General features: G+C 63.2%; 14 protein-coding genes. 5 read left to right on the top strand and 9 right to left on the bottom strand.

Features of this window, described 5'->3' with window-relative positions; genetic code table 11:
• Window positions 1-7 precede the first annotated feature (7 nt).
• From EJA05_RS04875 to EJA05_RS04865, 3 genes are all read right to left on the bottom strand, one after another.
• Window positions 8-1,105 carry an amino acid ABC transporter permease gene (locus tag EJA05_RS04875; protein ID WP_125857523.1) on the bottom strand — a complete coding sequence of 366 codons (1,098 nt, stop codon included), beginning with the start codon at window positions 1,103-1,105 and terminating at the stop codon, window positions 8-10.
• 10 nt (window positions 1,106-1,115) lie between these two features.
• Window positions 1,116-2,294 (bottom strand): amino acid ABC transporter permease, encoded by a 1,179-nt coding sequence (locus EJA05_RS04870; RefSeq protein ID WP_125857522.1) that lies wholly within the window; start codon window positions 2,292-2,294, stop codon window positions 1,116-1,118.
• A 67-nt stretch (window positions 2,295-2,361) separates the two neighbouring features.
• Window positions 2,362-3,390 carry an amino acid ABC transporter substrate-binding protein gene (locus tag EJA05_RS04865; RefSeq protein WP_125857521.1) on the bottom strand — a complete coding sequence of 343 codons (1,029 nt, stop codon included), beginning with the start codon at window positions 3,388-3,390 and terminating at the stop codon, window positions 2,362-2,364.
• Window positions 3,391-3,726: 336 nt separating this feature from the next.
• On the opposite strand from EJA05_RS04865, the gene EJA05_RS04860 reads away from it, so the two are divergent.
• The 4 genes from EJA05_RS04860 to EJA05_RS04845 all read left to right on the top strand — a co-directional run bounded on the left by EJA05_RS04860 (window position 3,727) and on the right by EJA05_RS04845 (window position 7,853).
• Entirely contained in the window at window positions 3,727-4,383 is a 657-nt protein-coding gene (locus EJA05_RS04860; RefSeq protein ID WP_125462683.1) for an alpha/beta hydrolase, read from the top strand.
• Between the two features lie 92 nt (window positions 4,384-4,475).
• The gene (gene rhlB, locus EJA05_RS04855) at window positions 4,476-5,939 is read left to right on the top strand and encodes an ATP-dependent RNA helicase RhlB (RefSeq protein WP_125857520.1); all 1,464 of its coding nucleotides are present in this window, start codon (window positions 4,476-4,478) and stop codon (window positions 5,937-5,939) included.
• A 247-nt stretch (window positions 5,940-6,186) separates the two neighbouring features.
• Window positions 6,187-7,137 carry an ornithine cyclodeaminase family protein gene (locus EJA05_RS04850; RefSeq protein ID WP_223811890.1) on the top strand — a complete coding sequence of 317 codons (951 nt, stop codon included), beginning with the start codon at window positions 6,187-6,189 and terminating at the stop codon, window positions 7,135-7,137.
• A gap of 89 nt (window positions 7,138-7,226) precedes the next feature.
• A complete protein-coding gene (locus EJA05_RS04845) occupies window positions 7,227-7,853 on the top strand; it encodes a helix-turn-helix transcriptional regulator (protein WP_125462680.1) in 627 nt (208 codons plus the stop codon).
• A 29-nt stretch (window positions 7,854-7,882) separates the two neighbouring features.
• Here EJA05_RS04845 and EJA05_RS04840 read toward each other — a convergent pair whose 3' ends face one another.
• The 6 genes from EJA05_RS04840 to EJA05_RS04810 form a co-directional block, all read right to left on the bottom strand.
• On the bottom strand, window positions 7,883-8,659 hold the full coding sequence (locus tag EJA05_RS04840) for an ABC transporter substrate-binding protein (RefSeq protein ID WP_125857518.1): 777 nt from the start codon (window positions 8,657-8,659) through the stop codon (window positions 7,883-7,885).
• Window positions 8,660-8,825: 166 nt separating this feature from the next.
• A complete protein-coding gene (gene moaE / locus EJA05_RS04835; RefSeq protein ID WP_125462678.1) occupies window positions 8,826-9,272 on the bottom strand; it encodes a molybdopterin synthase catalytic subunit MoaE in 447 nt (148 codons plus the stop codon).
• 2 nt (window positions 9,273-9,274) lie between these two features.
• On the bottom strand, window positions 9,275-9,520 hold the full coding sequence (locus tag EJA05_RS04830) for a MoaD/ThiS family protein (protein ID WP_125857517.1): 246 nt from the start codon (window positions 9,518-9,520) through the stop codon (window positions 9,275-9,277).
• Window positions 9,520-9,990, bottom strand: a complete 471-nt coding sequence (gene moaC / locus EJA05_RS04825; protein ID WP_125462676.1) for a cyclic pyranopterin monophosphate synthase MoaC — start codon at window positions 9,988-9,990, stop codon at window positions 9,520-9,522. Before moaC ends, EJA05_RS04830 begins: the two co-directional genes overlap by 1 nt.
• Window positions 9,991-10,106: 116 nt before the next feature.
• Window positions 10,107-11,501: a PhoH family protein gene (locus tag EJA05_RS04820; protein ID WP_110991660.1), complete on the bottom strand. Its 1,395-nt coding sequence runs from the start codon at window positions 11,499-11,501 to the stop codon at window positions 10,107-10,109.
• 671 nt (window positions 11,502-12,172) lie between these two features.
• Window positions 12,173-13,291, bottom strand: a complete 1,119-nt coding sequence (locus EJA05_RS04810) for a polysaccharide deacetylase family protein (RefSeq protein ID WP_125861249.1) — start codon at window positions 13,289-13,291, stop codon at window positions 12,173-12,175.
• A 149-nt stretch (window positions 13,292-13,440) separates the two neighbouring features.
• Here EJA05_RS04810 and yaaA point away from each other — a divergent pair, with 149 nt between their 5' ends.
• Window positions 13,441-14,220, top strand: coding sequence for a peroxide stress protein YaaA (gene yaaA / locus EJA05_RS04805; RefSeq protein WP_125857515.1), 780 nt, complete (start codon window positions 13,441-13,443; stop codon window positions 14,218-14,220).
• Window positions 14,221-14,470 lie beyond the last annotated feature (250 nt).

Genomic DNA, 14,470 nt, shown 5'->3' with positions numbered 1-14,470 from the left:
GAAACTCCTAACGCTTGTGGCCAGTGTCCAGCTTGCGCTCCAGGTGCATGGAGTAGCGGGACATACCGAAACAGAAAATCCAGAACACCAGGGCGGCGAACACGTAGCCCTCGGTCGCCATGCCCAGCCAGGCAGGGTCGGCAGCCGCCTGCTTGACGCTGTTGAGCAAGTCGAACAGGCCGATGATGATCACCAGGCTGGTGTCCTTGAACAGGGCAATGAAGGTGTTGACGATGCCGGGGATCACCAGCTTGAGCGCCTGGGGCAGGATCACCAGACCCATCGCCCGCCAGTAACCCAGGCCCATGGCCGCGGCAGCTTCGTACTGGCCCTTGGGGATGGCCTGCAGACCACCGCGCACCACCTCGGCGATGTACGCCGACTGGAACAGGATCACGCCGATCATCGCCCGCAGCAGCTTGTCGAAGCTCATGCCCTCGGGCAAGAACAGCGGCAGCATCACCGAGGACATGAACAACACGGTGATCAGCGGCACGCCGCGCCAGAACTCGATGAAGGTGACACAGACCACCTTGACCGCCGGCATGTTCGAACGGCGCCCCAGGGCCAGCAGGATACCCAGCGGCAGCGCACCGACGATGCCGACCGTGGCGATCACCAGGGTGAGCATCAGGCCGCCCCACTGGTTGGTGGGTACGTTGGCCAGGCCCAGGTAGCCGCCATGCAGCAGGGTGTAGGCCAGCACCGGGTACAGCATCAGGAAGCCCAGCCCGTACACGGCCTTGCGTGGGAAGCGCTTGATGAACAACGGTGCGGCGCCGAGCACCGCGAGCCAGACGGTCAAGTCGACGCGCCAGCGCAGCTCGCTGGGGTAGTAGCCATACATGAACTGGCCGAAACGCTGCTGGATGAACACCCAGCAGGCGCCGTCCTTGGTGCAGTCGGCACGGGTGGTGCCGACCCAGTTGGCATCGATGAACGCCCATTGCAGCAAGGGCGGCACGATCAGCCACACCAGGTACAGGGCGAACAGCGTCAGCAAGGTGTTCAGCCAGCTGGAGAACAGGTTGGCCCGCATCCAGGCGAGCACGCCGATGGTCTTCACCGGTGGCGGCATGTCAGGTTTGAAAACATGAGCTGTCACGGAAGTACCCTCACCGTTCGATCAGCGCAATGCGCTTGTTGTACCAGTTCATCAACAGCGAAATGCTGATGCTGATGGCGAGATAGACGCTCATGGTGATGGCGATCACCTCGATGGCCTGGCCGGTCTGGTTGAGCACGGTACCGGCGAACAGCGAGACCATCTCCGGGTAGCCGATGCCGGCAGCCAGCGACGAGTTCTTCGCCAGGTTCAGGTACTGGCTGGTCAGCGGCGGAATGATCACCCGCAGCGCCTGGGGGATGATCACCTTGCGCAGCGTCGGGCCTTCGCGCAGGCCGAGCGAGCGGGCCGCTTCGGTCTGGCCATGGCTGACCGAGCGAATGCCGGAGCGCACGATTTCAGCGATGAACGCTGCGGTATAGATCGTCAGCGCCAGGGTCAACGCCAGCAGCTCGGGGATCAGCACCCAGCCACCGACGAAGTTGAAGCCCTTGAGCTGCGGCACTTCCCAGTGCACCGGGCTGCCGAACAGCAGCGCGCAAACACCAGGGATGCCGACCAGCAGCAGCAGGCCGACCCAGAACTTGTGGAGCGGCTGGCCGGTCTCGTCGAAGCGCTTGTTGGCATGGCGCACCATCAGCACGATGGCGACGATTGCCAGCACCAGCGCCGCCGCGAACGGCCAGAAGCCCTCGGCCATCGAGGCACCGGGCATGTTCAGGCCACGGTTGCTGATGAAGAAGGTGTCGTCGATATTGATGCTGCCCCGCGGCCCCGGAAGGGTGAGGAACACCGCGAAGTACCAGAACAGGATCTGCAGCAGCGGCGGGATGTTGCGGAAGGTCTCCACGTACACCGTCGCCAGCTTGTTGATCATCCAGTTCTGCGATAGCCGTGCCACGCCGATGATGAAGCCCAGCAGCGTCGCCAGGATGATGCCGATGAAGGTCACCAGCAGGGTATTGAGCAGGCCGATGACGAACACCCGGGCATAGCTGTCCGATTCCACATAGGGGATCAGGTGCTGGGCAATGCCGAAGCCGGCACTGCGCTCGAGGAAGTCGAAGCCTGAGGTGATGCCCCGGTGCTGCAGGTTGGTCTGGGTGTTGTGGAACAGGTACCAGCCCAGGCCGGCCACGAAGACCACCGTGACGATCTGGAACAGCCACGCGCGCACACGTGGATCACTAAGGGAAATCCCTTTCCGTGCGCCGATTTGATTTTGCATGAAGTGCCCCGAAAAGAAGGGAGTCGAACGACCTGCGGCGGCTGGATGCCGCCGCAGGGTGCAGGCATCAGCGCACTGGCGGTGCGTACTGGATGCCGCCGTTGTTCCACAGGGCGTTCAGGCCGCGGTCGATCTGCAGCGGGGTTTCCTTGCCCAGGTTCTTCTCGAACACTTCACCGTAGTTGCCGACCTGCTTGACGATCTGTACCACCCAGTCCTTCGGCAGCTTCAGGTCCTTGCCGTACTCACCGTCGGCGCCGAGCATACGGGCGACGTCAGGGTTCTTGGTGGCCTTGGCTTCGGCCTCGACGTTCTTCGAGGTGATGCCCATCTCTTCGGCATTGAGCATGGCGAACAGGGTCCACTTGACGATGCTGAACCACTCTTCGTCGCCTTTGCGCACCACCGGGCCCAGCGGCTCCTTGGAGATGGTTTCCGGCAGTACCACGTAGTCGGTCGGCGCGGCCAGCTTGGAGCGCTGTGCGTAGAGCTGCGACTTGTCGGAGGTCAGCACGTCGCAACGGCCCGACTCCAGCGACTTGGCGCTCTCGTCGGAGGTGTCGAAGGTGATCGGGGTGTACTTCAGGCCATTGGCGCGGAAGTAGTCGGAGACGTTCAGCTCGGTGGTGGTACCGGCCTGGATGCAGATGGTGGCGCCGTCGAGCTCCTTGGCGCTGGAAACGCCGAGCTTCTTGTTCACCAGGAAGCCGATGCCGTCGTAGTAGGTGACGCCGGCGAACACCAGGCCCATGCCGGCATCGCGCGAGCTGGTCCAGGTGGTGTTGCGCGACAGCACGTCGACTTCGCCGGACTGCAGCGCAGTGAAGCGTTCCTTGGCGTTGAGCTGGCTGAACTTGACCTTCTTGGCGTCGCCGAACACGGCGGCGGCCACGGCGCGGCAGACATCAGCATCGATACCGACGATGTTGCCTTTGGCGTCAGGGACCGAGAAACCTGGGAGACCATCGCTCACGCCACACTGGACGAAGCCCTTCTTATTCACCGCATCGAGGGTAGCGCCGGCCTGGGCGAAGCTGGTGGCGCCCAGCGCAGCGGCGGCGGTCAGGACTGCCAGGGTGGTTTTCAACATCTTCATCAACAACCTCCAAATCGCTCTTGTTGTACGAGCCGGAATTGCACCGCACCCTTATGAGGCGCATCCGACCCCGTGTTGGCTTGTTTTTGGGTCAATTGGCGCAATGAGCTGTTCTATGACAGCCTTTATATCCACACGAGGGGTGTTACCGTGACTGGCCCACTCCTTCGCATGACAAGGTCATAGCAAAGGGCGTACCACAGTTGCTGGCTTAAGCGATTAAGCGGGCGTCAAGTAGGAAAAGTTGTAGAGTTGCGACATCTTTTTCTGGCATTAACCTCCATCGCCTTCTTTTTACGCACTCATTACGTACGCACGCACTTTTTCGGAGCAGTCATGACCAACCCGCTGATTCTCGAACCCCAGAACACCGCCGACGCCTGTGTGATCTGGTTGCACGGCCTGGGGGCCGACCGTTACGACTTCCTACCGGTGGCCGAGTTTCTCCAGGAGCGACTGCTCAGCACCCGCTTCGTCATGCCCCAGGCCCCTACCCGCCCGGTGACCATCAACGGCGGCTATGAAATGCCCAGCTGGTACGACATCAAGGCCATGACCCCGGCACGGGCCATCGACGAAGCGCAGCTTGAGGAGTCGGCCGGGCAGATCATCGCGCTGATCAAGGCCGAACAGGCCAAGGGCATCAACCTGTCGCGGATCATCCTGGCGGGCTTTTCCCAGGGTGGCGCCGTGGTGCTGCACACCGCCTATATAAAGTGGCAGGAAGCCCTGGGCGGGGTGATCGCCCTGTCCACCTACGCCCCGACCTTCACCGACAGCCAGCAACTGAGCGCCTGCCAGCAGCGCACGCCCGCGCTGTGCCTGCACGGCGTGCATGACCCGGTAGTGATCCCATCGATGGGCCGCACGGCGTTCGAGTACCTCAATACCTGGGGTGTGGCCGCGCAATGGCACGAATACCCGATGGAACACGAGGTGGCGGTTGCCGAGCTGAACGATATCCACGACTGGCTGAGCCGCCAGTTGCAGTGAGCCTGTAGCCGCCCGAGCATTGCACTACGCCGCGCCCGATTCTTGCATTACACTGCCCGGCGTACATTCCTTAATCAATTGACGAGACGATCGTGCTCAAGGCACTCAAGAAAATATTCGCCAAGGGAGACGCCGCGCCGCCAGCCGCCGAGCCCGTCGCCGTGACCCCGCCAGCGCCGGCACCGCAACCGGCCGCAGAAAATACAGCGCCGCGCGCCAGCGCCAAGCCCAAAGCCGCGCCGGCCGCCGCCGACAAGCCAGCCACCGAGCCCGCCCCCACGCAGCAGCCCGCCACGCCAAAGCCGCGGCGCGAGCGCAAGCCCAAACCCCAGGCCAGCCTGTGGAAGCCCGAAGACTTCGTAGTCGAGCCGCAGGAAGGCAAGACCCGCTTCCACGATTTCAAGCTCTCCAACGAGCTGATGCACGCCATCCACGACCTCGGTTTCCCGTATTGCACGCCGATCCAGGCCGGCGTACTGGGCTACACCCTGCGTGGCCAGGACGCCATTGGTCGGGCCCAGACCGGCACCGGCAAGACCGCCGCGTTCCTGATCTCGATCATCTCGCAGCTTCAGCAGACCCCGCCGCCCAAAGAGCGCTACATGGGCGAACCGCGCGCGCTGATCATCGCCCCGACCCGCGAGCTGGTGGTGCAGATCGCCAAGGACGCCGTGGCCCTGACCAAGTACAGCGGCCTGAACGTGATGAGCTTCGTCGGCGGCATGGACTTCGACAAGCAGCTCAAGGCCCTCGAGGCCCGCCACTGCGACATCCTGGTGGCCACTCCGGGCCGCCTGCTGGACTTCCAGCAGCGTGGCGAAGTGCACCTGGACATGGTCGAGGTGATGGTGCTGGACGAAGCCGACCGCATGCTCGACATGGGCTTCATCCCCCAGGTACGGCAGATCATCCGCCAGACCCCGCCGAAGAGCGAGCGCCAGACCCTGCTGTTCTCCGCCACCTTCACCGACGACGTGATGAACCTGGCCAAGCAGTGGACCACCAACCCGGCCATCGTCGAGATCGAGCCGGAGAACGTCGCCAGCGAAACCGTCGAGCAGCACGTCTACGCGGTAGCCGGCAGCGACAAGTACAAGCTGCTGTACAACCTGGTCACCCAGCACAAATGGGAACGGGTGATGGTGTTCGCCAACCGCAAGGACGAAGTGCGGCGCATCGAGGAAAAACTGGTGCGCGACGGCATCAACGCCGCCCAGCTTTCCGGCGACGTCCCGCAGCACAAGCGCATACGTACCCTGGAAAACTTCCGCGAAGGGCGCATCACCGTGCTGGTGGCCACCGATGTGGCCGGCCGTGGCATCCACATCGACGGCATCAGCCATGTGATCAACTTCACCCTGCCGGAAGACCCGGACGACTACGTGCACCGCATTGGCCGGACTGGCCGCGCGGGTGCCGAGGGTGTGTCGATCAGCTTCGCCGGTGAGGACGACTCCTACCAGTTGCCGGCGATCGAGGAACTGCTGGGGCGCAAGATCAAGTGCGAAATGCCCCCGGACGAGCTGCTCAAGCCGGTGCCGCGCAAAGGGCACTGAGGCAGAGCGCGACCAGCGACTGTCACACTTATTGGGGCTGCTCTGCAGCCCTTCGCGGGTCAAGCCCGCTCCTACAGGAATCGCGCAACTCTTGAGAGATGCGCAGTACCTGTGGGAGCGGGCTTGACCCGCGAAGGGCCGCAGGGCGGCCCCAATTGCTTTGCTTGACCCTACTGCCTGAACCCGCGATATTGCTCCATAGAACAAAAAGTCCATAATGGACGAAATTGTTTATCAGGAGCCGTCCATGCCCACGCCCCTCGTCATCGATCAACAACACGCCCGCCACCTGCTCGGCCAGCTGGACGTGCCGCAGATCCTGCGCAAGCTGTTCCGCGACCTGGCCGCAGGCGAAGCGGTGCAGCCCCCTCAGCAACTGGTGGAGTTCCCCGCCGGGCGCGGCGACTTCATCAACTATGGCGGGGTGCTGGCCGAGGAGCGCGTCTACGGAATCAAGACTTCACCCTATATCGTCCGCGAGCAGGGCCCGCTGGTGACAGCCTGGACCCTGCTGATGTCGATGGACAGCGGCCAGCCGCTGCTGCTGTGCGACGCCGGCGAGCTGACCACCGCGCGCACTGCCGCCACCACCGCCGTGGCCGTCGATGCCCTGGCCCCGCCCCAGGCCCGGCGCCTGACCGTGATCGGCAGCGGCGCCATTGCCCGTGCCCACCTGCACTACGTGCGTGGCCTGCGCCAATGGCAGGACATCCGCCTGTTCTCACCAAGCCTCGCCCAGCAAAGCGCCGCGCAACGCCAGCAACTGACCGACCTGGACGATCGCCTGCAACTGGCCGACAGCCTGGAGCAGGCGCTGGCCGATGCCGACGTGATCATGCTGTGCACCTCCTCGGCCGGCCCGGTGATCGACCCCGGCCAGTTGAGCAAGCCGGCACTGATCACCTCGATCAGCACCAATGCCGTGCGTGCCCATGAGGTGCCCCCGGCCAGCCTGCAGCATATGGATGTGTACTGCGATTACCGGGTAACCACCCCAGGCAGCGCCGGCGAAATGCTGATCGCCGCCGAGCAGACCGGCTGGCGGCCCGAGGCGATCATCGGCGACCTTGCGCAACTGCTCAGCGGCCAGGCGCCCGTGCCGAGCTACCAGCGCCACGCCTTCTTCCGCTCCATTGGCCTTGGCCTGGAGGACATCGCCCTGGCCAATGCCCTGTATCGCCTGCAACAGGCCAGCTGAGGCCCGCACGGATGACGCGCCGCCGTGATTGCGGCACACTCCCAGCGCCCTTGGCACAAGGGCGCTGATACCCCATGGAGCCTGCCCCGATGCCTTCACCTAGCCCCGACCCGGCCCTGGACAACTACCGGGCCATCGCCGACGCGATCGCCACCCTGTTCTTCCCCCATGCCGAGGTGGTGCTGCACGACCTGCGCAGCCAGAAAATCGACTACATCGCCAACAACCTGTCCAAACGCGAGATCGGCGACGATGCCGCCCTGGAAGACCTGCTTGAGCCCGGCACCGACGAAACCAACATCGGCCCCTACGAGAAGCTCAACTGGGACGGGCAGAAGATCCGTTCGCTGAGCACCGTGCTGCGCGACAGTGCAGGCAAGCCGCTGGCGGTGCTGTGCATCAACCTGAATATCTCGCTGTTCGAAAACGCCCGGGCGGCGCTGGACCTGTTCCTCTCGCCGAGCCGGCTGATTCCTCAGCCCGATGCGCTGTTCCGCGACGACTGGCAGGAGCGCATCAACACCTTCCTCAATGGCTGGCTGCGCGAGCACCAGCTGAGCCTGAGCGTGCTCAACCGCGACCACAAGCGCGAGCTGGTGCTGGCCCTGCATGCCGAGGGCGCGTTCAAAGGCAAGAGTGCGGCCAACTACGTGGCCAATGTGCTGGGGATGGGGCGGGCGACGGTGTACAAGCACCTGAAGGAGCTCAAGGCCTGAAACGGCTCAGGCCTTGAACCCAGAGCGGCTCAGTCGCCGTAGATGTCCGACTTGAAGTACTTGCCCTGGATCTTCTGGTACTCGCCACTGGCCCGTAGTGCGTCGATGGCGCCGTTGAGCTGGCTGACCAACTCGCCGTTGCCCTTGCGCACGGCAATGCCGGCACCTTCGCCAACGTATTTCGGGTCCTTCAGCTCCGGGCCGACGAAGGCGTAGTCGGCGCCGCGGGGCATCGACAGGAAGTCATCCAGCGGGATGGTGTCGGCGAAGATCGCATCCACCCGCCCCGATGCCAGGTCCATGTAGATCTCTTCGTTGTTGCTATAGCGCTTGACCTTGACGCCCTTGGGCTCGAGCACCTCGGTGGCGTAGCGGTCGGTGGTGGTAGCGCGCTGCACACCGATGGTCTTGCCGACCAGGCTCTGGTACTGGTCATCGACCGCCGCGCCCTTCTTCATCACCAGCCGTGACGAGGTGAAGTAGTACTTGTGGGTGAAGTCCACGGACTTCTTGCGCTCGTCGGTGATGGTCATCGACGACAGGGCGGCGTCGATCTTCTTCACCTTCAGCGACGGGATCAGCCCGTCGAACTCGACCTCGTTCCACACGCACTTGACCTTCAGCTGCGCGCACAGGGCGTTGCCGATGTCATAGTCGAAACCGACGATTTCGCCCTTGTCGTTCTTCGAGGCAAACGGCGGGTAGGCAGCCTCGATGCCAATACGCAGCACCGGCTCGGCGGCGAACAGATTGCTGCCGGCCAACAGGCCCAAGGCCAGACCACTGATCAGGGTGATTTTCTTCATCGGAATCTCGCTCGCTCATTATTGGAGGTTGTGGTGCAAGACAGAGGTAAAGACAAAGGCCGCAAGGCCGTATGGAATCATTTTGTACTTATGATTCCATACTGGACTTTTGTGTCTTGAAACTCAACCACCTCCGAGACGAAATGCACGCCCCGAAAAAGCTGACTCACCAGCGCCGGGCAGCGTCCTCATCGCTCTGCTTGCCCTCGACCCAGCGCGGGCCGTCGCCGGTCTGTTCTTTCTTCCAGAACGGCGCCCGGGTCTTGAGGTAATCCATGATGAAATTGCAGGCGTCGAATGCCGCCTGGCGGTGTGCGCTGGCCACCCCGACGAACACGATCGGCTCGCCCGGCTCCAGCGCACCGATGCGGTGCAACACCTCGACCTTGAGCAGCGGCCAGCGCTGCTCGGCCTCGACCACTATCTTGGCCAGGGCCTTCTCGGTCATGCCCGGGTAGTGTTCGAGGAACATCCCCGCCACGTCCTGGCCATCGTTGAAATCGCGCACATAGCCGACAAAGCCGACCACCGCACCCACGCCGACGTTGGCGGCGTGCATGGCGTTGACCTCAAGCCCCGGGTCGAACGCCGTCTCCTGCACACGTACGGCCATGCTCAGCCTCCGGTCACCGGCGGGAAGAACGCGACTTCGTCGCCCTCCTCCAGCGGCTCATCGAGCCTGCACAGCTCTTCGTTGCGCGCGCACATCAGGTTCTGCTCGGCCAGCACGGCGTACTGCCCGCCCTTGGCCACCAGGGCCTGGCGCACATCGTCCAGCACCTTGAAGGTGCCCTCCACCCGCTCGACATCGACGCCCAGCAATTCGCGATAGCGGGCGAAATACATGACCTTGACCTTCATCACCCCTCCACCTTGTAGTGGCCGCTCTTGCCGCCGACCTTCTCCAGCAGGCGCACCTGCTCGATGACCATGCCTTTGTCCACCGCCTTGCACATGTCGTAAATGGTCAACGCGGCGACACTGGCCGCAGTCAGCGCCTCCATCTCGACCCCGGTCTGCCCGGCCAGCTTGCAGCGCGCGACGATATGCACCACGTCCTCGCCCTCGGCCGCCAGCTCGACCTTGACGCTGGTGAGCATCAACGGGTGGCACAGCGGGATCAGGTCACTGGTCTTCTTCGCCGCCTGGATGCCAGCGATACGCGCCACGGCGAACACGTCGCCCTTGGGGTGTTCGCCATCGACGATCATGCGCAAGGTGGCCGGCAACATGCGCACCCGCGCCTCGGCCAACGCCTCGCGTGCGGTCACGGCTTTTTCAGTGACGTCGACCATGTTGGCGCGCCCCTGGGAATCAAGATGAGTCAGCACAGCTCTGCTCCTGTGAAGGGAAAGCAGAGTGTAAACCCGTGGGTCAGGTTTGAGCAGAGGGCATCGCGGGGCAAGTCGCATCGACGGTATGCCGATGCGACTTGCCCCGCGAAGTGTTACAGATGCGACTCGGCGTACTCGGCCAGTACCGAGCGCGGCACCCCCTGCAGGGTGATGTGCACGCCGTGGGGGAAGTCCTTGAAGCGTTCGGTCAGGTAGGTCAGCCCGGAACTGGTGGCCGACAGGTAGGGGGTGTCGATCTGCGCCAGGTTGCCCAGGCAGACCACCTTGGAACCTGCACCGGCACGGGTGATGATGGTTTTCATCTGGTGCGGGGTGAGGTTCTGGCACTCGTCGATCAGGATCAGGCTCTGCTGGAAGCTGCGCCCGCGGATGTAGTTCATCGACTTGAACTGCAGCGGGACCCTTTCGAGGATGTACTCGACGCTGCCGTGGGTACTCTCGTCATCCATGTGCAAGGCTTCGAGGTTGTCGGTGATGGCGCCCAGCCAAGGTTCCATCTTCTCCGCCTCGGTGCCCGGCAGGAAGCCGATCTCCTGGTCCAGCCCCTGCACGCTGCGGGTGGCGATGATGCGCCGGTAGCGCTTGCTGACCATGGTCTGCTCGATGGCCGCGGCCAGTGCCAGGATGGTCTTGCCGGAACCGGCGGCGCCGGTCAGGTTGACCAGGTGGATATCCGGGTCGAGCAAGGCGAACAGTGCCAGGCTCTGATGGATGTCGCGCGGTTTCAGGCCCCAGGCCTCCTGGTGCAGCAGCGGCTCCTGGTGCAGGTCGAGCAGCAGCAGTTCGCTGTCGCGGATGCCCTTGACCCAACCGACGAAGCCCTGCTCATCGATGATGAACTCGTTGATGTGCACAGCCGGCAGGTTGTCGATCATCTGTACCCGGTGCCAGGTGCGGCCCCGCTCCTGACGGGTGTCGACCTTGCTGACCCGGTCCCAGAAGGAGCCGGTGACCGAGTGGTAGCCCTTGGACAGCAAGGACACGTCGTCGACCAGCTGGTCGGTGCTGTAGTCCTCGGCGGCAATCCCGCAGGCGCGCGCCTTCAGGCGCATGTTGATGTCTTTGGTGACCAGCACCACGTCCAGGTCCGGGCGCTTGGCGCGCAGGTCCAGCAACTGGTTGATGATGATGTTGTCGGCAAGGTTTTCGGGGAGCAGGCGGTTCGGCTCGTTGCGCGTGCTCATGAGGATGGACAGGAAGCCCTTGGGCCCGCTCTTGCCGCGCTGGATCGGGACACCCTTCTCGACATCGCTGGGCGAGGCGTCGCCCAGGGTCTGGTCGATCAGGCGGATGGCCTGGCGACATTCGGCGGCGATGGTGTGTTTACCGGTCTTGAGCTTGTCGAGTTCCTCCAGCACCGTCATCGGCAAGGCGACGTGGTGCTCCTCGAAGTTGAGCAGGGCGTTAGGGTCGTGAATCAGGACGTTGGTATCGAGCACATACAGGATTGGCTGGTTGGAGGAAGGGTTGCGTCCTTGGTCATCCATACTCGGTCACCTTATGTGAAAGCCACACGGCGCATACGGCTGCGCCGCAAAGTGACTGCCGTTTCCCCCGTATCCGCGTTGTTACGGGCGGGGATTTCACCTGGCAAGGCTGGCGTGGATGACGCCACCTGTGCTGCAGGTTTCGGCTGTCTGGTTCCTTGATACCGCAAAAACCATGACGGTAAAAAGTCTTTTTACGCACAGATGAAGTTTATTTTTCCGATTGACGAACAGGGCTTGGCGTGAGGGTTTGGTAGGACTACGCTCAGAGATCAAATGCGGTGTTTGGGCTGGATTTTTTGGTGATCCGTTCGGACATTGCAGCGCCTATGAGATCGAGCGCCGCCCGCGCGGCGCTTCGCGGGTAAACCCGCTCCCACAGTCTGTTTTGGGCCAGTCTCTTCTGTGCCATTACCTTGTCCGCCTTGTTGGCTCGACACAATTTCAGCGTGGGCGTTGTTGCCGCCCCACATGACTCAAGGCATGCGCCAAGGCGGGCAGCGGTACCCTCACAGGCATAATTGGCCCGAAACAAACTGTGGGAGCGGGTTTACCCGCGAAGCGCCGCGCGGGCGGCGCTCGATCTCATAGGCGCTGCAAATCCATCGCCCTACACCTAGCCGCCATCACGCCATCACGCCATCACGCCATCACGCCATCAACAGCCAAACCTACTCCCCCACCCCATACTCCCGACACCCCTCCCAACCAATCCCACTCTGCGCCGTATGCTGCAACAGCCACTCCAGCGCCGGCTGCGCCTTGGGCAGGTGGTCACGGAACTGGATCACCCCCTTGCGCCACAGCAGCATCAAGGTCATCACCCGCTGCGCCGAAGCCTCGGCGGTCAACGGCCCGTCATCCTGGGCATCGATATCCCACAACGACACCCGCAACCGCTGGCTGGCCATGAACGCTTCGCCATCCCCACGCCGCTGCCCATAGGGCGGGCGGAACAACGGCACATATTGCGCTGGCAGGTCCGCCTGAACCCGCGCCTGACTGCGCCGCAGCGAGTCCTGCCAGCCCTGCCACTGGGCATGGGAGCGGTACTCCCAGCCCTGGATGCCCACGCACTGCCCTGCATACAGCCCGGCCAGCGCCCCACTGTCACGACGCTGCTGCAGCCGATTGCCCAGCACGAAGAAGATGCCGTCGAGCTTCTGCCGGCGCAGATAGTCGGCCAGGCCATCGGTGTTGCCGCCCACTGGGCCGGGGCCGCCGACGAAGCTGAGGAGGAACATGCGGTCGTTGAGCTCATCGCCGTTTCGCTCGCGCGCGGACAGCTTTTCCACCTCGCTGGAAGTCTGCGGGAACACCGCCGCCTTGCGCAGCAGCTCGTCCAGGTAGCGGGTGTGGAACTGGTGACTGGGCTCGATCCAAGTTGCGTAGAACTTGCCGACTTCTGTGGCGAATGTAGCCGACTTAGTGCGTAAATCAGCCATTGACTCCAGCGGATAGCAAAACGACGCATCCTGCTCGCAACTCTGCTGCGCCTGCTGATAATTGGTCCACAGCCGCTGCCACATGCGCGCCCGCAGCGCACGGATCACCGGCAGGTTGACCTGGCGCAAGCCCAGGCGCTCCGCCAATGCCTGTTCATCGAGCATCTCGCTTTCATGCAGCACCCGGGCAAACGAAAGGATCTCGGCGCGCGACGCCACGTCGAACAACGCCGGGCTGTCGAGTTTCTCGGGCCACAGGCTGCGCTCGAAGCTGACGAAATCTGCAGGGGCGGCCTGCGCGCCCAGGCTCAGCAGCCCGGCCAGCAGGGCAATAGCGATACGCACGATGAACGGTCTCCATGAAGGCATGCCGCGCACTATAGCGCGACACCCGGCGAAACTCCGTGGCCATGTGCCCAGGCTATCGTCGCCATAGTTTGGCGTTGCCCCGCCAGCCCCGTAGAATCCGCCGATTGATTCCAGGAGCCGACCCGATGCTGACGGTGATTTCCCCCGCCAAGACCCTCGACTACGACACCCCGCCGGTAACCCAGCGCTACACCCTGCCCCAGTACCTGGACGACTCCCAGGCGTTGATCCTGCAGTTGCGCGAGCTGTCGCCGGCCCAGATCAGCGAACTGATGCACCTCTCCGACAAGCTCGCCGGCCTCAATGCCGCGCGCTTCGGCAGTTGGACTCCGGATTTCACCCCGGCCAACGCCAAGCAGGCGCTGCTGGCGTTCAAGGGTGACGTGTACACCGGCCTGGACGCCGAAAGCCTCGGCGAAGACGACTTCAGCTATGCCCAGGACCACCTGCGCATGCTCTCCGGCCTGTACGGCCTGCTGCGCCCGCTGGACCTGATGCAGCCCTACCGTCTGGAAATGGGCACCAAGCTGGCCAATGCCCGCGGCAAGGACCTGTATGCCTTCTGGGGCACGCGCATCAGCGAGTGGCTGAACCAGGCCCTGGCCGAACAGGGTGACGACGTGTTGCTCAACCTGGCCAGCAACGAATACTTCAGCGCGGTGAAGAAGAGCGCCTTGAAGGCGCGGGTGATCAATGTCGACTTCAAGGACCTGAAGAACGGCCAGTACAAGATCATCAGCTTCTACGCCAAGAAGGCCCGCGGGATGATGAGCCGCTTCGTGATCGAGCAGCGCATCAACGATCCCGAGCAGCTCAAGCGCTTCGATGTGCAGGGCTACTACTACAGCACCGAGCAGTCCAAGCCCGATCACCTGGTGTTCCTGCGCGATCACGCCGAAGGCTGATGGCCTTGGGGCCGCTTCGCGGCCCTTTCGCGGCACAAGGCCGCTCCTACAGGGACCGCGCCGTTTCTGTAGGAGCGGCCTTGTGCCGCGAAAGGGCTGCAAAGCAGCCCCTGTGCTGCCCTGCAACGGGGCACATTCCCCATCTGAAACGCCAAACAACAGACGCCAAAAAACCACCACCAATACCTTTATCGCAAAACGCCATAAGACCGTTCGTACTTTTTTGACGAATTTTGAAAAATATTTTCGA

Source organism: Pseudomonas oryziphila (genome assembly GCF_003940825.1).
Lineage (GTDB): Bacteria > Pseudomonadota > Gammaproteobacteria > Pseudomonadales > Pseudomonadaceae > Aquipseudomonas > Aquipseudomonas sichuanensis.
This window is presented reverse-complemented; position numbering and strand designations above follow the sequence as displayed.